This window comes from Candidatus Mycolicibacterium alkanivorans (genome assembly GCF_022760805.1).
Lineage (GTDB): Bacteria > Actinomycetota > Actinomycetes > Mycobacteriales > Mycobacteriaceae > Mycobacterium > Mycobacterium alkanivorans.
In genome coordinates this window covers 1,729,980-1,747,683 of the sequence record NZ_JAIVFL010000001.1, presented here as the reverse complement: position 1 = coordinate 1,747,683, position 17,704 = coordinate 1,729,980, and the positions used below count along the sequence as shown (strand labels likewise).

Here is a 17,704-nt window from a genome sequence, read left to right as displayed (position 1 = left end):
GTTGCGAGCTCTACTTGTCTCGTCAACGCCGAGGCTGTTTGACAGGCGGCTGGAGCTGATTCGCACTGCGGTGTCGTTCGTGGAAACTCGTCACGGCGTGAAATCAAAGAGAGCCGCCCGCCGCTGCGGGCAGGAGCACGATCGAGGCTCCGATGCTGGGGTTGATGACGCAGTTTATGGCACGGGCCATTCATGCACTGGGGTGCCGGTGCGGGCGTTCTCGGCATATCGCCGAGTCATCTCGCGCAGCGCCGCGATGCGCTCCATGCCGTGCTCCTCGAGGTGGCCCACCGCTGCGATCTGCCAGGTAGCGCCGGTACGAGCGCCCCGAACCCTCGCCTCGATGACGCCGAGGTAGCGGTCGCGGTCGTCGGCATCCACCCCCCAGGCGTCGAGCCCGGCCGCGGCGGCCGGCAGTAGGACCTTGCGGGTGAGCTGGTCGACTGGGTGCTCGACGCCCTCCCACCACAGCCGCGCCGCCAGCCCGTCCCGCGCCGCGCGGTGCAGGTTCTGCTCGGCCGCCGCGAACGGTATCTGACTCCACGGGGCAGGCTCGCTGTCGATGATTGCGCGGACCAGTCCGTAGTAGAACGCGGCGTTGGCGACCATGTCGACGACGGTCGGTCCGCTGGGCAGTACCCGGTTCTCGATACGCAACTGCGGGCGCCCGTCCTGGACGTCGTAGACCGGCCGGTTCCACGGCCACACCGTGCCGTTGTGTAGCCGAAGCTCACGCAGGCCTGGAACACAGCCGGCCGCGATGGCGGTATCGGGATCCTCGGCCTCGAGCATCGGAAACAGCGGCGGATACAGCCGCACGATCTCGTCGAAAAGTTCCACGGGGCCGTTGACCCACCGGTCACCGAGCCGGACGCGCATCGGCGCACGGCCCTGGACCTCGCTGCGGCGCCGGGTGTCGAGCAGCTGCTCCAACAGCGGGATGCGGGTTTCCTGCCATGCCTGCCGCGCGAGCAGATACGGCGAGTTTGTGGCGACCGCGACCTGCGCCCCGGCGATCATTTGGGCGGCGTTGTAGTAGGCGGCGAACCTGTCCGGCGGCACCCTCAGATGCAGCTGCAGGCTGGTGGTGGCGGCATTGGGAGCGACCGAGTCGGTGGTGAACTCCACCGGCTCAGACCCGTCGGCGATACGTACCAGAAACGGCCTGCGACGAGCGGCGCGCATACGCTGGGACAGCAGCGTGTAGCGCGGGTTGGTGGAGATCCGCTCGGCGGTCAGCTGCCAGGCGCTGAGGGTGGGTAGCATGCCGACGGTGAGCAGCCGAGCACCGAGGCCCTCGATCCGCGCTCTGCAGCCGTCGAGCACGGCAACAAGGTCGCGTTCGCTGTCGCGGAGCACACGGCCTTGCAGCCGGCGCGGAGCCAAGTTCAGCTCGACATTGAACTTGCCGAGTTCCTGCTGCATATCCGCCCGTCCCAGGCGTGCCAGGACCGCGTCGTTGACCAGGCGCGGCCGGCCCAATGGGTCCACGAGATCGAGCTCCACCTCCATACCGATGGTGTCCTCATGGCCGATGAACCAGCCGCCGTCGACCATGCGCTGCATCGCGGCAACGCATCGCCGAAGCCTGTGCTGCACTTCGCGGTCGAAGCCGACGACGAGGGCGGACGCTTCGATGCGCTCACCCACGGCGCACCTCCTCGCGATGCTGCTCTATGTCGACTCCCGCCACAGCACAGCGTTCCCGCAAGCCACTCGTGCTGCATCCTGACGGGATAGAAGCACAGCCTTTGAGGACCAATGACCTTAGCGGCCGGTGACATCGGGATCTAGTCCTCGAATGTCTGTGAGGATGAACTGCATCGGTCACGCAGACCGGCATTTCCGACAAGTTCGGGCCAAATCGAGGATGAAGAACAGGCACCGCAGAGCCCGTTCACGTATACCAGACTCCACCGGCTGTGACCACGATTCTGCGGCGCATGACACGGTGCGGTCCGGCGGCAAGCTCGCTGGGCATGACTGGGTGTCCGCGGTCACGCAATTCCCCAGGGGTGGCCGTCACGTAATTCCCCATGGCGGGACGCTGCTGGGAGTGAGGGTAGCCGGGTTGGCGACCTGCACCGCATCATGACCAATACCCATATCGGCAGCTACCGCAAGGCTCAGCGGCAGCCTGCCCAGTGTTCGATCGAACAGGTAGGCGACGCGCGGCTAGCGGCCAGTACCCACCATCGCTTCACGCGGCAGTCGTCTGCCGAGGACCAAGCGCTGGAAAGGTGGCCGGACAGCATGATTCGAGACGCCGTGCTGGCCGTGCCCGAAAAGTTCCGGATCGTGGTCTATTACGCCGATGTCGAAGGCCTGCACTACAAAGAAATGGCCAAGATCTGTACGACGTGGGCGCCAACACCGGATGGGTGTCGGTGGGCACCGACCACGACACAGCCGCGTTCGCGGTCAACACCGTTCGCACCTGGTGGCGCGACGCCGGAATGATCCTGCACCCCGACGCAACTCGACTGATGATCAGCGCCGACGGCGGCGGCTCCAACGGGTACCGCACCCGGCAGTGGAAGACCGAGCTGGCCGCCCTCGCCGCCGACACCGGGCTGACGATCACCGTCTGCCACCTGCCGCCGGGCACCAGCAAGTGGAACAAAATCGAGCACCGCCTGTTCTCCCACATCTCGATGAACTGGCGCGGGCGACCTCTGACCAGCCACGAAGTGATCGTGGAAACTATCGCGGCCACCACCACCAGCACCGGGTTGACCGTTCACGCCGAACTCGACCAAGCGACCTATCCCACCGGGGTCACCATCCCCGACTAGCAGATGAAAGCCCTTGAAACCGAGGGCGTTCTGGCTCGCCACAAACTTCCATGGCGAATGGAACCACACACTCCACCCGAAGCCACGACACGCCGAAGCGCCATAGATTATTTCGGGCTCTCCAGCGGCCGCCATGAAGGGCTCAACACCAAGGTCCGGCTTCTCATCCGACGCGCCTATGGCTTCCACAGCGCCGAGGCCGCCCTCGCTCTCGTTCTCCCGGCCTGCGGACCCGTCACTCTCGAACTCCCATACCGCACGGGACATCATCCACATTCATGGCAGTAGGGCGTTATTTCTCTACGGGCCCTAAGTCGATGAATCGAGCATCAGTCAACACCGTTGGGGACTTGGCTGTCGCGGCGGTGACGTCGCCCCGTTCGTGGGTCGGCCCTGTCGCCGGGTATTGCGACCGGGCCAGCCGCCAGCCACACTTGTCCCACCGCTAGTGGTAATACGCTGCACCCGACGGCCAGCGCCGCACCTTCGACGCCGATCGCCCCGATCTGCAGCGCCGTAGCCAGCACGGGGACGGTGAGCGCCGCCACGATCAGCCCCACGCACAGCGCCAGCGCGTACCACACCAGCCGGTTGCGCGTAACGGCGTTGCGCAGCACCCCGCTGCCGCGTCCGCGCATGTCGAACACATGCCACAGCTGGGCCAGTGCGATGGTCAGGAACGACACTGTCGTCGTTGCCGCGGTGTCGAACCCCAGCCAGTATCTGGCAGCGACGAGCGCCAACAGGGCACTGGCGGCGATCACCAGTCCGTAGCCCGCCATCATGCGCCATTGGCCGGCCGAGATGATGGACTCCTGGGGCCGTCGTGGCGGCCGGTCGAGCACGTCGCCTTCGCCTTCCCCGGTTGCCAGGGCGAATGCCGGGAATATGTCGGTGACGAGGTTGAGGAACAAGATCTGCAGCGGCAGCAGTGGAAGCGGCAGGCCGGCGAACACGGCGAGCGCGACCACCAGCACCTCAGCGAAGTTGCAGGAGAGTAGATAGATCGCGAAGCGGCGGATGTTGTCGAAGATGACTCTGCCCTCTCGCGCCGCGGTCACGATTGTCGAGAAGCGGTCGTCGAGCAGCACCATGTCGGCCGCGTCGCGTGCCACTTCGGTGCCTCGCTTGCCCATGGCGACGCCGATGTCGGCTTTGGTCAGGGCCGGCGCGTCATTGACACCGTCGCCGATCATGGCCACGATCTGGCCTTCGCCTTGGAAGAGCTCGATCAGGTCGAGTTTCTGGCGCGGGCTAACCCGCGCGAATACCTGCCTGCGCGCCATCTCGCTGCGCACCGCCTCGGGCGCGTCCTCGAGGCCTGACAGTTCGTCTCCGGTCGTGGCGGTCGCGCCGGGCGCCGCGATGCCGACCTCGCGGGCGATGGCAAGCGCGGTGCTCGGATGGTCTCCTGTGGCCATAACGACGCCGATGCCGGCGCGGCAGAGCGAACTCACCGCGTCGGCGATGTCGGCCCGCGGCGGGTCACGCAGTGCCACCAACCCGACGAATGCGAGCCCACCGCCAACTGGTTGCTGCGGGTCCGCGCATGGGTGAGCGGCGAGCCCGAGCACGCGGAGCCCGTCGGCCGCCAGTTGCTCAGCGACGTCGAGCCACGCCGCCTTGGCGCGGTCGTCGAACGGCCCCGGCGCGATACCGGTGCGATCTGCCAGAGCCAGCACTACTTCGGGCGCTCCCTTGACCGCAGCAAAATACTGGTCGTGATCGCGGTGCGCGGTCGCCATCCATTTGGTGGCGGGGTCGAACGGGTACTCGGCGACCTCGGGGAACAGGGTCAGCTGTTCGCCGCGATACAACCCTGCCAGTGCACCGGCGCGCAGCAGCGCGACTTCCATGGGATCGCCGCTGCCGGAATCGGTCTCGGCGTCGTAGTCGGCGTTTCCACATAACACCCCAACTAGCAGCGCGCGCGTGAGTTCTGCATCGGCGGACGGGTCGATCGGCACACCGGCGGCGAGCACGGTGCGGGTCTGATAGTCGAACCAGAATGCACCGGTGGCGGTGACCACACGCTCGACGGCCATGCGATTCTCGGTCAGTGTGCCGGTCTTGTCGGTGAGCACCACGGTGGTTGAGCCGAGCGTCTCCACCGCCGAGAGGTTCTCGACGAGCGCGTTGTGTCGGGCCATGCGCAGCATGCCGCGGGCGAGCGCGAGCGTGGCCACGATCGGCAGGCCTTCCGGGATCGCTGCCACGGCGAGCGCGATGGCGGTCTCAATCATCAACGGCACCGGGCGGCCGGTGAGCAGCCCCGCCGCGGCGACGACCGACGCCAACCCCATGGTCAGCCAAATGAGCTGGCGGGACAGGCGGGCCAGGTGGTCCTCCAACGGCGAGCTGTCTTCCTGGGCCTCCTCGACCAACTCGGTGATGCGGCCAAGCTCGGTGGACAACCCGGTAGCCACCACAATGCCCTCGCCGCTGCCCCCGATCACATGGGTACCCTTGAACAGCATTGCGGCGCGCTCGTGCAATGCCGCCGCCTGCGGATTCGGCTCCGCGGTCTTCTCGACCGGCACCGACTCACCAGTAAGCGCGGACTCGTCGACACTCAATGCGGCGCCACCCACGCATCGCAGGTCGGCGGACACGACGTCACCGGCCTCTAAGAGCACGACGTCGCCCGGCACCAAGGCGTCGGCGCTGACCACCTCGGACCGGCCGTCCCGGCGTACCCGCGCGTTGCGACCGCCCAGCGTTCGCAACGCCTCCATCGAACGCACCGCCCTGCGCTCGGTGCCGTAGCCGATCGCCGTGTTGATCAACAGTACAACGGCGATCGCCGTCGCCTGCTGCCACTCACCGAACAAGAATGACACCGCCATCGCCGCTGCGAGCAAGGCCACCACGGGGCTCGCGAACTGGCGCACCAGCAGCTTGATGTCCGAGACTGGCCTGCGCGTCGCAAGCAGATTGCGCCCGAACAGCTTCTGACGCCGCTCGACCTCGACCTCGCTGAGGCCAACCGACGGGTCGACAGCCAACTCACCCACAACACCTGCGACCGGCGAGGCGTGCGGATGATGCGGTAACAACTCTGCTGAAACCACCGCGGAGCCCACCGCGTGGAGCCTGGCACGACGGGCGTCGTGCAGCCAAGAGTCGAAGGTCACACATCACACCGAACCTTGGCTCTGCGCGGTCTCGGGCGCGGATATCCCCGCCACCAGCAATGCGTCGACTCCCGCGGACTACGTTGGTGGCGCTTCAGCACAGCGGGCGGTCGTTCGTCGTGGTATTTCAGCTCATTCCGTTTGGGTCGCCCTTGGTGTCGGGCGCTGTCGCAGTGGCCGGGCACGGATCGGGTGCCGGCGACGGAAGGCTTTGCGCGCCTCGACGGCGACCAGGATCGTCGCCGCGACCAGGACTGCCCTTATCCAGGCGGCACCGCTGATGGGTTCGATGCCCAGCACATACTGGAACGGAGGCAGGTGCATCGCGGCGATGTGCAGGCTCAGGGCGCCCAGCGACGCCCAGAGTAGGAACGGGTTGGCCAACGGGTTCAGCGTGAACAGCGACCGGTTCTCGGAGCGGGCGTTGCCCGCCCGGAAGGCTTCGGACAACACCAGAGTTGTCAACGTGACCGATTGAGCGGCGACCAGCGAGCGGTCGCGATCAAATTGCCAGTTGAACATGAACAGTGCGCCGGCGGCCATCACCACACCGACGATGGCGGTGCGTTCCCACATCGTCGCCGAGAGGATGCCCTCGCGCCGGGGCCTGGGTGGTCGTTTGAGGACGTCTCGGCTGCCTGGCTCGAAGGCCAGGGCGAGGTCCTGCACGCCGTTGGTGACCAGGTTGAGCCAGAGGATCTGTGCCGGGGCAAGCAGCATGGGCCAGCGCAGCCACAGCGCTACCAGGATGGCTGCCACTTCGGCGAGCGCCGTGGAAATGAGAAAGAATGTCACCTTGCGGATGTTGGCGAAGGCGATCCGTCCCTCCTCGCTGGCGGCAACGATGCTCACAAGTTGTCGTCGGAGAGCACCATGTCCGATGCCTCACGGGCTACATCGGTGGCGCCCTGGCTCATCGATATACCGACCGACGCCGCCCGCAGCGCCGGGGCATCGCTGTCGCCGTCGCCGGTGACCGCGACGACATGGCCGCGGTCCTGCAGCGCCCGCACGATGCGCAGCTTGTCGTTGGGTGACACCCGGGCATAGACCGACACGTCCTCGACGAGGCGGCGCAGCGCCTCGTCATCGAGATGCGTCAGGTCGGTGCCGGTGAGCACCCGCTCGTGCGGGTCGTTGAGGATGCCGAGCTGGGCGGCGATCGCCCGCGCAGTGATCGAGTGGTCGCCGGTGATCATCGCGACGAGCACACCGGCCTGGTGGCATGCGGTAATAGCCGCGCGCACGCCCGCCCGCGGGGGATCCATCATCGCCTGAACTCCCAGCAGCACCAACTCATCTGGATCTGCCCGCTCGCCGGGTGCGGGTTCGGCACCATCGGCGTGCGCGTGGATGGCATGCGCAGACAGCCGCCGGTAGGCCATGGCAAGGACCCGAAGGCCACGGGCAGCCGGTTCACGGGCCGCGGCATGCGCCGCATCAGCGTCCAGCGGCACCGGGCCGCTGTCGGTGAGCATCGTCGCGCACATCGCGATGGCCTGCTCGGGCGCACCCTTGACAAACACCGCCCGAGCACCGTCGTAGTCGCGGATGGTTGCCGAATACCGCCGGTGCGACTCGAAGGGAGTCTCGACGACGAGCGGATACTCCTCCTGGAGCAACCTCGGTCGGGTCACCGGTTGACGTCGTCCCTTCCGGGGCGTGCACCAGGTCGGCCTCATTGGTCAGCGCGCCCGTGATCAGCGCCAGTCGTAATGAGGGGCTGTCGCCGCGCGAAGGTCATCGGGTGCGCGGTAGAACCGACCTCCTGCACCGTCATCCGGTTCTCGGTCCCATCGCGACCGCAACGCGGAACACGTGACCGGCTGACTCGCCCAACGCCAACCCGGACATGAACGCAATGACGGAAGCGGCCAGCACGGCGATGCCGATCACGCGGGCGAATCTGGCCATTCGGGCTTGCAGCGGCAGCTCGCCAACCGCTTCGGTGCGGATGAGTTCCGCGATCGATCCGAGCTCGGTGTCCTCACCGGTGGCCACCACATATCCGCGTCCCGCCCGTTCGCCACGATCGTGCCGGTGAACGCCGTACCGAAGCGATCGGCGGTGACGGCGTTTTCACTGACCGGAGCGGTGGTCTTGGTGACCGGCAGCGACTCGCCCGTGAGCAGTGACTCGTCAATCGTCAGCGTTCACCGCGGATAGCCGAAGATCGGCTGGCACCCGGCTGCCGGATTCCAGCAGCACGACATCCCCGGGACCAACTCGCGGCTGTCGATGTCCCATTCGTGACCGTCACGCACGACCCTGCAGCGCGGCACGACAAGACGCATGAGCGCCCGGACCGCATCGGCGGCGCGGCGCTCGTGGTAGACGCCGATCACCGCATTCAGCAGCAGCGCTACCGCGATCAGGAGCGTGTCGAGCAGCTCTCGCCCATGACCAGGGTCACCAGACCGGCCACCAACAACACCACGATGAATGTGCTGGAGAACTGTCGGAGGAAGATCACCAACACACTCGGCGGAAGCTCATAGCGCAGCTCGTTGAGACCGTGGTGGAGCCGGTTGACGGCCTCGTCGGCCGAAAGGCCATGCGGCACGTCGATAAGGATTCCTCGACAGCTTCAACGCGCCTGGCGTGCCAGGCTGCAACACCATTGACCCGCGTGAAAGTTGTCTCGTCATCACCGGAACCGCGGGGGTGTTTCGACCATCGACAGCAGTTTAGAGAGACGCACGCAGGGGAAAGGAGCGGAGCTCAAGGGCCACCCGAACTCTGGCCGACAGGACTCGCCGCGACGGTGACCAGTACACCGGAGTAGCGGATGCGGCGTGTGCCGTCGGCAACTTTACCGAGAATCACCACGTCACCGATCCGCAGTGTGTAAGGTCGAACGCACCCCGCAGCATCGCGTTCCTCCCGACACGCCGAGGATTACGGGCCATCCGGGTTGCCACCACGAACGGGAACCCTGCCACAATTGAAGCGACACGTTGCTCACCCATCCAGCGGCGCTAGCGTGGGACTGCTTCCGACTGCATCACGGAGGACAGTTGGCCATAGGTGAAGTCGTTGAGCAAGGTGACGCACGCTGCCCAAGTTGCGGTGCTCAAGCGCACTACATCGTCACCCGAGAAGTTGCCGGCATGGTTCGTGAATTGCGGTGCGCCAACTGTGGTGAATGCTATCGCGACGACGACTCGACGACAGGTCACGTCAACGACGGGTGAACCGAATCGGCGGCGGATGAGGGCAGGCCCTTCGAACCTGCGCAATAATCTCTTTGCGTTTTGCAGTCCCAAGCAGATCGCCTCGCCGTCGGGCACCCGTAGACCTGGGTCGGCGGTGAGGCGACGCCGCAGACCGGTCGGCGCTAGGCCTTAGCCACCGACAGCGCTTCGGCAGCCTGGATGATGCCGGCGGCCAACCAGTCGGCGTTGAGCAGGCCCGAATCGACCGCGACACCGATCCCCAGCTCGCCGGTCCAGCTCAGGGCGCCGACAGCCAGCGGGGCGCCGGGGGCCAGCGGGAGGATGGGCACCACCCGGTCCAGCGTGACGTCGCTGATGAACGTGGGGATCGGTGGACCGGCCATGTTCGACACGATCGCCTGAAGGAACGGTGCGCCATATACGGAGCGTGCGAACCACCGTTGCAGCGGAATCGGCAGGAGTTCGAGCAGGCGCGCCATCACGAATCGCGAAGCCAGCGCGCGGGTAGGGGTGCGCAGCCGCGCACTGCGCCCCCGGATGTCGGCCAACCGGGAGGCTGGGTCCAAGCCGCCCAGCGGGAGGTCGATCATCACCGCTCCGGTCACGTTGCCCGAGAGTGTGGAGCCTGGTTCGTCCAGCATGACGGGGACCGGGACCGCCACGCGCAGGCGTTGGCCAAGCGCCTCAGCGAATGCGGGGTGTGTCTGGTCCACTGCGGTGCCCACCAAGGTGAGCAGCACCTCTGTCACCGTGGCGCGGTGATCATGGGCAAGCGACCGAACGGCATCAAGATCGAGCACAGTAGTTGCGAACTGTCGGGCCGGTGAACCAACCCCCAGTTTCGCGGGCGCCGTGCCGTCGGTGGCCAATTGAGCCAACCCCTTAGCAGTGGCAAGAGCCGTTCGCACCGCACCCCGTGGCGGATTCCGGCCGGTCGGCACCTCTATGCGAGGGCGCACGATATGCAACGCGTGCGCGACGACGCCCATGCCGTCGGCCACACAATGGTGCACAAGCAACAACAGTCCGCAGCGTCTGGGCGAGATCTCGCGGACGAGCACGATCCGCCACATCGGCCTGTCGCGCGGCAGCGGTGCGGCGGCCAGCTCGGCGACGACCGAACTCAACACGGCCGACGCCACGTCGACGGTGTCGACACCGCCGTCCGGCACAACCACGCGCTCGCTGACATGCCAGTCCCAATCCATCTCGGCGGCATCGACGGGCACCCACCGCCACCGGCGCCACGTCGAACTCGCACTGAGGCGCTGGCAAAACCGCGGCATGTTCGGCACCTCGTCGCGAACGATAGCGCGGATCTGATCCAGCGTGGGGGTGCTCGGGCCCGAGGGGGCCAGCACCGCCATTCCGCCCACATGCTGTGGCGCAGCATCGGTTTCCACATGAAGGAAGAACGCGTCAGCAGCCGGTACCGGCTCCGAGTCGGCGGGGCCACGAAGCCGCACCGCCAGCACAACACTGAGCCAGACCAGCGGAACGGCCGGTATGGCGTCGGCCACGAAATGGGTGGCGGTCGCAGCGATCACCACGACCGTCACCGCGACATGGACCGCCGCCGCGACTTGCAGCGCGATCGCATGCCGGCCTCGGGCCAGAATCGCGCTGACCCACAACGCCCACGCCACGTGCAGCGACGGCATCGCAGCCAGCTCGTTGGCATGTGAGATCAGCGGTGACCCCCACGATCCGAACGTGGTGCCCACGACGACGGTATCGAGATATCCCAATTCGGGCAGCAACCGCGGCGGGGTCAGCGGAAACAGCGCAAAGCAGACGATGGCCAGCAGGTTGAGCACGATGAACGAATCGCGCGCAACTGGATACTCATTCGGGTGGCGAAAGTAGAGCCAGAACACAAGCCCGAAAGCGCTAATCACATACACGTAGGCGTACTCGTAATTAGCGACGACCACCAGTATCGGATGGGCCACCAGCCACGTATTGAGGGCCTTCTCGACATCGATGTGCAGCCATTGCTCGAAAGCCAGCAAAGTCAGCGCGTTTCGGTCGGCTATCGCGCGCCGTCCCGACTCAGGTAACGCGGCCACCAAAACGTAGACCCCAAAGACGCAAAGACCCGCCAACAGCTCACGCCACAGCGGTGGGCGAGTGCGCAGTCGAACCCGTTCGGCGGTCACATCCCCAGAGTTAACACGCTGCAGCGTGCCCTGGTATCCCACACGCCGGGCATCCAGAACCACAGCGCCAGCCTTGCCCGACCCCTTGAGGTCGAGCAACGCCACGCAGCAATATACATGTCGATCTGGCTCCCCACGTTGAGCGAATCACCGACCCACCACCGCGAGCGGGGGCCCCAGATTCACCACCAGGGACCGGGCAGAGGCTACTTCCAGAGGGGTCAGGTGGGCGCGAATCTCCTATGTTGCAGGCGGCCGGCCACGATTCGCTTGAGTGTCTCCCGTCCAAAGTCGCGCTGCATGTGGCGCAGGGGGTAATCCGGGTCGATGTCCTTGCCGTCCGCCAGCCGCTCGAACTGCGCCATGTACCAGATCAGTTCGTAGAGGAAGTCCTTCGACGGTGGCTCAGTCAGCGTGACCCGCTCGATGCGGCCGTCGAGCAGCCCGGCCGGTAGGTCGGGGCGTCCGCGACCGGATCGCGCGCACGATCTCAAGCAGGAACCGGGACCGCCGCTCTAAGTCGCCGCCCCACTGGTCGGTGCGGAGGTTGGTGGTCGGCGAGAGGAACTGCCCGACCAGGTAGCCGTGTGCGGCGTGGATCTCCACGCCGTCGAAGCCTGCGGCCTCCAGGATCGCGGACGCCTCGGCGAACCGCGCGACGAGGCCGGTGATCTCGTGTGCGGAGAGAGCACGAGAGCGTCCGAACAGACGGCTGCCCCGCACACGCGGCAACTCACTGGGCGCCACCGGATGGCGGGCCACGTAGAACGGCGTCTGACGCCCCGGGTGCACCAGCTGCGCCAGGATCCGTACGTCGTAGTCGTGCACCGCCGCCGCCCACCGCCGCAGGGACTCCCGGTCCGTGTACCGGTCCACCACGATGAACTGCGGTTCGTTGGAGCCGCGCTCGACGTTGCAGATCCCCGTCACCAAGGTGCCCGCTCCGCCCTGCGCCCACCGGCGGTACAGGCGCAGCATCCGTTCGGTCGGACCGGACGTGCGCAGATCGGCGAGGCTCTCGCCCATCGCGGCCTTCATGATCCGGTTCGGCAGCACCAGCCCGCACGGTAGTGTCAGCGGAGCGGCCAAGCTCGAGGTCGTGGGGTTCGTCATCGGGGCTCAAACTCCCAATCGCGTCATGGGTAGGGCTCCCGTCATCGACTGCGGCGTCGCCCGCCCTCGTCTTCGGAGAGGACGTCCGTGGGACCCCAATAGGGTCGTTTGACCCCGATTTGCGCGCCTCAGCGCCCCATTCGCGTTACGAGGATGGGAGGCGTCCGCTTAGCTGACAGGACATAGCCGGTCAGCGTCCGTCAGCCCGAGTCGAGCATGTGGGCCAGCAGCCGGATCGTATGCGCGGTGTCCCGGCCGTCGAGCACCTCGGCCAACGTCTCGGCCCACCGTCCGCAACTCCTTGGCCACCTCACGCGGCTGCGGCGGGTCGAGGGCGGCCGGGTCGTCGAGCAGCGTCGTGGGGGTCTTCTCGTGTCGATCATAGTTCCTCACTCGCTATTCGATGCGGATCAGACCACCTGCGGACCTTCCTTGGTGTGTCGTTGTGTCCGCTCCCATGGCCAGGTCATCAGGGCCCACACCATGAGGAGGAGCGTGGTCGCGGTGAGCAGGTACACCGGCCACGGGCCCAAAAGGTCCAGCAGACTCGCGGTGGTGGGTCTTATGTTGAGGAAGCCGTAGTTGGTTCCCGCGAAGCTGTTGAACGCGAAGGTAACTGCCGCCCACACCACTGTGACCATGACCGCGAAGCGGTAGCTGCGCCACTGGGGTCGCATCCTGCGGCCCCAGGCGAGGTAGATGGCGGCCCAGACGACGAGCAGGTGAATCGCCCAGAAGCCGGGGACTGGTGGTGGGGGAAATCCGGACCGTGTAGATCCGGCGAGATCAACGCCTGTGTGCACTGGACCGCATAGTGCGGCCCGGAATCCTGCCAAGGAGAAACAAATGACACAGGGAACTGTGAAGTGGTTCAACGCCGACAAGGGCTTCGGCTTCATCATGCGCACAGAAGGCCCAGACGTCGTCATGCACTACTCCGAAATCGACGGCAACGGCTACCGTAGCCTTGAGGAGAACCAGCAGGTGGAGTTCGAAGTCACCCAGGGCGCCAAAGGTCCGCAGGCCAGCCGCGTTCATCTCAAGCCGTTTCTGCGGCTGGGTTTTTTGGCACCGTCTCGTGGAAATACGTCGCTTCGCGGGAAGATGCTGGGCATCCCAGCGACGCTACGTCAGTGCAGCCGAAACTCTGCGCCTTCGCGGCCCCATCGCCCGAAGGGTGGGCGCTCGCCCCGGTCGATCGCGCGGATGCTGGGCCGGCCGATATGGGCAAAGACCAGCCGCCGTACACCGGCGCGGCGGGCCGCCTCGGCGACGTCTCGCACGCAGGCGTGTCCGCCGACTCTGCGGGCGAAGTGGATCGGCCGGTTCCATCCGGCCGCATCGGCGAACATCAGATCTGCCCCGGCCGCCCACTCGGGGAAGTCGCAGAACTCCGGCGCCCACACCGCCTTTTGCCGGGCTGTCTCGATCAGATATCCGACAGTCGGGTGCGAGGTGTGCCGTACCGGTAGCGGCCGCAACCGGACGTCATTTGCCTCGAAGGGACCGATGACCGCAGACACACCCAGTTCTGCGGCCCGTCGCCGGATCTGCGGCATCAACTCCGCGTGTTCATCGCTGACCAGCCAGGCATCCAGCGTCCCGCCGGGGTCGGCGGAACCCCCGCCGTCGAGCATCACTCGATGTCTGGCCCACGTCACCAGCAGCCCAGCCGGCCGGTAGCGGGGGGAGTTCATCGCCCCGACCCCGAGCAAAACCAGCTGTGGCACCTATTCGCTTCTGAAGTGGTGGCGCGTGATCGTCTGCTCGCGGCTTGCGGGTAGGCGTTGAGCACCGCCCCAACCGTTCGACTGCCAGTGGCGCAACCGTAGTGGCGAACGCGCACTCCTTGCCACCTGGATGAACCTCTCGCGGAAATCAGCGAACCGTGCCGAACCTTCAGCGCTGGTACAGGGCGCCAACCGGTTGTCGTCAACCGCAACCTTCGGGGCCAGCCTTCATGCCACACTACCGGCATGACATTCAAAGTGAAATTTCACGACGACCCCACCAACGACTACGGGGACGAAGACACTTACGAATTCTTGGTTGATGGCGTCCTCAAGGTTCGGGTTTCGTCTACCGGAAAGACATACTACTTCCCGGCGGGTGTTTGGAAGACGCTGATCGCAGGAGACGGGCACGAATCCGGCCTGAGGCTCGCGCCGTAGCGGCCACGCCGATTGGTCTGACTTCATGGATACCTCTGGGCGCGTGTAACGGATATTGCGCCTGACCAGAACGGCAGTCGGCTCCCGCAACCGCTGACTTCGGAGTCGCCTTCACGCCCTACTCCCGAGTATGGCGTTCACGGTGTGGCTCGTTAACGAAGGGGACCATGATCCCAGGGAGTACGAGGACGGCGATATATTCGAATTCCTCACCGGAGGTGTGCTCGCGGTGCACTACGGACGTCCGGGTCGCTGGTCTGACTACTACCAGCCCACCGTGTGGACACATGTCGCCGCCGCACCCAATCACAAACCCGGGGAACCTGCGAATCACGACATCGTTCCTGATTTCGACTAGACCCAATGCCGCTCAGTTAAGGTCATGGGCCGGTTGTCAACTGGCCGTTGATGGTGACGTCGACGGTGATCTTGTAGCTGTTGCGGTCGATGTCGCCTTTGGCGCGGTGTTTGGAGATGGCGCGTTTGACGACGCGGGGACTGGTTCTGCGGCGGTGGGCCGGGAGCAGGTGATCGAGCACGGCGTGGCCGATCTTGCCGATGAGGTCGATAGTGGTGTCGGCGATGACGCCGGCGGCCTGGATGACCTGGTCACGGGCGGTGTTGAGCGCGATGCTGAAGCCCGCGCGGTCAGTGGTGGCGGCGGCGGTGGCGGTGGCATCGGATATCGCGATGCGCAGCGCTTGGTAGGTGACCAGCAGGGCATAGATCTCCTGGGCGATCCCGTCGGGTGTGCGGGCGCGCAGCACCCGGCCGCCGAGGATGGTGGATTTCAGTTCCAGGTAGGAGGTTTCGATCTCCCACCGCTGGTGATAGAGGGCGACCAGTTCGGTGGCGGGGTATCGCCGGTGGTCGGTGAGGGTGGTGATCAGCAGGTAGCGCTCGCTGCGACGTGGGCCCCCGGCGAGTCGCACGGCGACCTGGGCGTCGATCACCCGCACGGTCGTCGTGTCAATCCGCGACAGCCACGAGCCGTCACCGCAGTGGCCGATCACGGGGAGTTTGCGGTTGGTCTTGGCGCGGAACAGCAGGTCAGCGCCCGTGGCGGCGACCTGCTCGATCAGGCCCGCGGCGGCGAAGTTACGGTCGGCGAGCAGCAGCATGCCCTGGCGGAGGCAGCCCAGAAGCTTTGGTGCATAGTTGGTTTCGCCCACGCTCAAGGTGCCGAAGACGGCACCCAGTACGGTGCGGGTGCCGCACGCGACCACGGTCAGCATCCGCAGCATCGGATACCCCGACGGGCCGTTGCCGCCGCCGACCCGGCCGAACGCGGCCAGATTCGACGCGGTGTCGGGGGTGAACATCGACGTGCCGTCGATCGCGCATACCAGCAGGCCCCGCCATCGCGCCGCACCGGCGGCCGGACCGCGGACCAGGTCGAACAGCTCCCGCAGCGGCTTGACACCGATGCGGCGACGGGCCTGCGCCAACGCCGAGGACACCGGATCGGCGACGTCGATCCCGTCCAGGCCCGCGGTCATCCGAGCCCACACCTGGCCGTAGCCGAGCTCGGCGAACAGCGCCGCCGCCAGCAGCAGGTACACCACCACCCGCGACGGCAACGCCCGCACCCTGGCCTGCACCGTCCGGGTCGATTCCAGCACCGCATCGACCATCTCGAACGGGACGATCTGGGTCAACCCACCGAGGTGACCGGGCGCGAACCGACCCGCACCAACCACCACCGAACCACGAATGACAGACTGAACAGACAGCGGAACTCCCAGGTGAGATGGTGTCTTTGGTCGGACAATCCATCCATACCGGGAGTTCCGCTGCCCCAACTCCCCGACACGCCGCACCCGTCACACTTGACCCAACAGTCACACCCTTAACTGAGCGGCATTGCGACTAGACCGGCACAAACCTCCCGAGGGTGTGATCGGGATCGCGGCTGCTCTGGCAACGGAGTTGTGCGGACGCTGGATCATGCACCAATCAGCACACGCCCCAGCGCCAACGGCATCCGCCCAGCGCAAAGCCTCTGTTGGAGGTTTGAGATTCTGGACAATGGCCTGTCAGGGGCCTATGTGCGACGATGAATGGCGTGCCCGACCACACCGACCAGCGAGAGCTACTTAAGAAGTTCATCGAGGAGGGCCGCCCAGCCACCCTTGAGGCCATCGCGGAGGTTATCGAGGGCGGCGCCAGCGACTACTTCCGCGCGACGTGTGGAGACCAAACGGGAGAGTCGTCGCTCGTCGAGGTCGTGCTCGGCTTCGGCAGCAGCCTGCCCACTGGACTGGAGCAGATGATGCGCGACGCGGGGCGTGTCCAACATCCCGATCAACCCTGACAGGACCTACCCGGCGTTGGGGAGTCACACGGCTGACCTCACACCTAAGCTCAGTACGTTCGCCGACTGGCGGCGACGCTTCAGGCCCTCGCGGCAAACCGGCGTCCGCCTTATTGCTTCCCTTGCGTCGGCTGGGCCACCCTCTCCGGGTGCGAGCCGAGAAAGCGGGTCCCTCAGGACTGGATGTGGGGGGCCGAAGGACCCTAGCTGCAGATCCAGCCGGGAGCGGAAACTGGTTAATGGTCGAGCCGCCCGCGCAACGCCGACAGCCATGCGTCGGAACAGGGGACAACCCGTGCGAAGACTGGTGGAGGTCGGAGTGACGGCTGACGTGATCGAGTCGAGCAGCGGGCCGGCGAGGTGGCACAGTGAGTGGACTGCCGGCCGTATCGACGGATGACCGACTGCCCTGCCCATGTGATGACGAACCCACCCATAATGGGTCCGTCGGAGACGAAGGAGTACACGATGAAGGCCAAAGTCGGTGACTGGTTGGTGATGAAGGGCACCACCACTGAGCGCCACGATCAGCGTGGGCTGATCACCGAGGTGCACTCTGATGACGGCTCGCCGCCCTACGTGGTGCGCTGGCTCGCCACTGACCACGAGGCGACGGTGTATCCCGGCTCCGATGCCATCGTGGTGACTGCCGAAGAACAAGAGGAAGCCGACGAACGGGCACGCGCCCGACTGGCGGCCGTGCCGCAGCCCGATCTCACCCGACGAGCAACATGAGGTGATCGCAGCGATGCTGAAAGTGACAGCGCGCTGTATCGGGATAGCTGCATGCTGAGTTTTTTCTCGCCACTGTGATGTCCCCGATGTCGGGGGTTGTCGACCGT

18 protein-coding genes and 2 pseudogenes are annotated in these 17,704 nt (G+C 66.0%); 6 read left to right on the top strand and 14 right to left on the bottom strand.

Annotation, left to right across the window (positions count from 1 at the left end; genetic code table 11):
* Nucleotides 1–174 precede the first annotated feature (174 nt).
* The gene (locus K9U37_RS08805) at nucleotides 175–1,650 is read right to left on the bottom strand and encodes a glutamate--cysteine ligase family protein (RefSeq protein ID WP_243071366.1); all 1,476 of its coding nucleotides are present in this window, start codon (nucleotides 1,648–1,650) and stop codon (nucleotides 175–177) included.
* A 701-nt stretch (nucleotides 1,651–2,351) separates the two neighbouring features.
* Between K9U37_RS08805 and K9U37_RS08800 the strand changes: the two are divergent.
* Together K9U37_RS08800 and K9U37_RS20455 are read left to right on the top strand one after the other, a co-directional pair.
* Nucleotides 2,352–2,880 (top strand): annotated as a pseudogene (locus K9U37_RS08800) (ISAzo13 family transposase); the annotation flags it as partial.
* The gene (locus tag K9U37_RS20455) at nucleotides 2,853–3,083 is read left to right on the top strand and encodes a transposase (RefSeq protein ID WP_372489455.1); all 231 of its coding nucleotides are present in this window, start codon (nucleotides 2,853–2,855) and stop codon (nucleotides 3,081–3,083) included. The pseudogene K9U37_RS08800 and the gene K9U37_RS20455, both read left to right, overlap by 28 nt.
* 41 nt (nucleotides 3,084–3,124) lie before the next feature.
* Here the strand turns inward: K9U37_RS20455 and K9U37_RS08795 are convergent, their stop codons facing one another.
* The 11 genes from K9U37_RS08795 to K9U37_RS08750 all read right to left on the bottom strand — a co-directional run bounded on the left by K9U37_RS08795 (nucleotide 3,125) and on the right by K9U37_RS08750 (nucleotide 13,180).
* Nucleotides 3,125–5,929 carry a cation-translocating P-type ATPase gene (locus K9U37_RS08795; protein ID WP_243071365.1) on the bottom strand — a complete coding sequence of 935 codons (2,805 nt, stop codon included), beginning with the start codon at nucleotides 5,927–5,929 and terminating at the stop codon, nucleotides 3,125–3,127.
* Nucleotides 5,930–6,061: 132 nt separating this feature from the next.
* Nucleotides 6,062–6,781: a cation transporting ATPase C-terminal domain-containing protein gene (locus K9U37_RS08790; RefSeq protein WP_243071364.1), complete on the bottom strand. Its 720-nt coding sequence runs from the start codon at nucleotides 6,779–6,781 to the stop codon at nucleotides 6,062–6,064.
* The gene (locus K9U37_RS08785; RefSeq protein WP_243071363.1) at nucleotides 6,778–7,566 is read right to left on the bottom strand and encodes an HAD-IC family P-type ATPase; all 789 of its coding nucleotides are present in this window, start codon (nucleotides 7,564–7,566) and stop codon (nucleotides 6,778–6,780) included. Before K9U37_RS08785 ends, K9U37_RS08790 begins: the two co-directional genes overlap by 4 nt.
* A gap of 139 nt (nucleotides 7,567–7,705) precedes the next feature.
* A complete protein-coding gene (locus K9U37_RS08780; protein WP_243071362.1) occupies nucleotides 7,706–7,930 on the bottom strand; it encodes a P-type ATPase actuator domain-containing protein in 225 nt (74 codons plus the stop codon).
* Complete coding sequence (locus tag K9U37_RS20720) at nucleotides 7,822–8,061, bottom strand: hypothetical protein (RefSeq protein WP_504871052.1); 240 nt, start codon at nucleotides 8,059–8,061, stop codon at nucleotides 7,822–7,824. The genes K9U37_RS08780 and K9U37_RS20720 overlap by 109 nt, the downstream gene beginning before the upstream one ends.
* Nucleotides 8,062–8,082: 21 nt before the next feature.
* Nucleotides 8,083–8,274 (bottom strand): hypothetical protein, encoded by a 192-nt coding sequence (locus K9U37_RS08775; protein WP_243071361.1) that lies wholly within the window; start codon nucleotides 8,272–8,274, stop codon nucleotides 8,083–8,085.
* A gap of 26 nt (nucleotides 8,275–8,300) precedes the next feature.
* A complete protein-coding gene (locus tag K9U37_RS08770; protein ID WP_243071360.1) occupies nucleotides 8,301–8,492 on the bottom strand; it encodes a cation-transporting P-type ATPase in 192 nt (63 codons plus the stop codon).
* A gap of 774 nt (nucleotides 8,493–9,266) precedes the next feature.
* Nucleotides 9,267–11,369: a bifunctional phosphatase PAP2/O-acyltransferase family protein gene (locus tag K9U37_RS08765; protein WP_243071359.1), complete on the bottom strand. Its 2,103-nt coding sequence runs from the start codon at nucleotides 11,367–11,369 to the stop codon at nucleotides 9,267–9,269.
* A gap of 116 nt (nucleotides 11,370–11,485) precedes the next feature.
* Complete coding sequence (locus K9U37_RS08760; protein ID WP_243071358.1) at nucleotides 11,486–11,629, bottom strand: hypothetical protein; 144 nt, start codon at nucleotides 11,627–11,629, stop codon at nucleotides 11,486–11,488.
* A 40-nt stretch (nucleotides 11,630–11,669) separates the two neighbouring features.
* Nucleotides 11,670–12,377, bottom strand: a complete 708-nt coding sequence (locus K9U37_RS08755; protein ID WP_243071357.1) for an oxidoreductase — start codon at nucleotides 12,375–12,377, stop codon at nucleotides 11,670–11,672.
* 410 nt (nucleotides 12,378–12,787) lie between these two features.
* Nucleotides 12,788–13,180, bottom strand: coding sequence for a TMEM164-related integral membrane acyltransferase (locus tag K9U37_RS08750; protein WP_243071356.1), 393 nt, complete (start codon nucleotides 13,178–13,180; stop codon nucleotides 12,788–12,790).
* Between the two features lie 43 nt (nucleotides 13,181–13,223).
* Between K9U37_RS08750 and K9U37_RS08745 the strand changes: the two are divergent.
* Nucleotides 13,224–13,412: pseudogene (locus tag K9U37_RS08745) on the top strand (cold-shock protein); the annotation flags it as partial.
* A 95-nt stretch (nucleotides 13,413–13,507) separates the two neighbouring features.
* Here K9U37_RS08745 and K9U37_RS08740 read toward each other — a convergent pair.
* Nucleotides 13,508–14,107, bottom strand: a complete 600-nt coding sequence (locus K9U37_RS08740) for an MBL fold metallo-hydrolase (RefSeq protein ID WP_243071355.1) — start codon at nucleotides 14,105–14,107, stop codon at nucleotides 13,508–13,510.
* 246 nt (nucleotides 14,108–14,353) lie between these two features.
* Between K9U37_RS08740 and K9U37_RS08735 the strand changes: the two genes are divergently transcribed.
* Nucleotides 14,354–14,548, top strand: coding sequence for a hypothetical protein (locus tag K9U37_RS08735; protein ID WP_243071354.1), 195 nt, complete (start codon nucleotides 14,354–14,356; stop codon nucleotides 14,546–14,548).
* Nucleotides 14,549–14,928: 380 nt separating this feature from the next.
* Here K9U37_RS08735 and K9U37_RS08730 read toward each other — a convergent pair whose 3' ends face one another.
* On the bottom strand, nucleotides 14,929–16,248 hold the full coding sequence (locus K9U37_RS08730; protein ID WP_243070403.1) for an IS4 family transposase: 1,320 nt from the start codon (nucleotides 16,246–16,248) through the stop codon (nucleotides 14,929–14,931).
* Between the two features lie 365 nt (nucleotides 16,249–16,613).
* Here K9U37_RS08730 and K9U37_RS08725 point away from each other — a divergent pair, with 365 nt between their 5' ends.
* Nucleotides 16,614–16,862 carry a hypothetical protein gene (locus K9U37_RS08725; protein WP_243071353.1) on the top strand — a complete coding sequence of 83 codons (249 nt, stop codon included), beginning with the start codon at nucleotides 16,614–16,616 and terminating at the stop codon, nucleotides 16,860–16,862.
* A 468-nt stretch (nucleotides 16,863–17,330) separates the two neighbouring features.
* Nucleotides 17,331–17,597 (top strand): DUF1918 domain-containing protein, encoded by a 267-nt coding sequence (locus K9U37_RS08720; RefSeq protein ID WP_243071352.1) that lies wholly within the window; start codon nucleotides 17,331–17,333, stop codon nucleotides 17,595–17,597.
* Nucleotides 17,598–17,704: the final 107 nt, after the last annotated feature.

Coding starts and splice junctions, on each gene's coding strand:
- K9U37_RS20455 (WP_372489455.1), top strand. CDS start 2,853: ATGGAACCACACACTCCACCCGAAGCCACGACACGCCGAAGCGCCATA.
- K9U37_RS08760 (WP_243071358.1), bottom strand. CDS start 11,629: ATGGCGCAGTTCGAGCGGCTGGCGGACGGCAAGGACATCGACCCGGAT.
- K9U37_RS08755 (WP_243071357.1), bottom strand. CDS start 12,377: ATGACGAACCCCACGACCTCGAGCTTGGCCGCTCCGCTGACACTACCG.
- K9U37_RS08735 (WP_243071354.1), top strand. CDS start 14,354: ATGACATTCAAAGTGAAATTTCACGACGACCCCACCAACGACTACGGG.
- K9U37_RS08720 (WP_243071352.1), top strand. CDS start 17,331: ATGAAGGCCAAAGTCGGTGACTGGTTGGTGATGAAGGGCACCACCACT.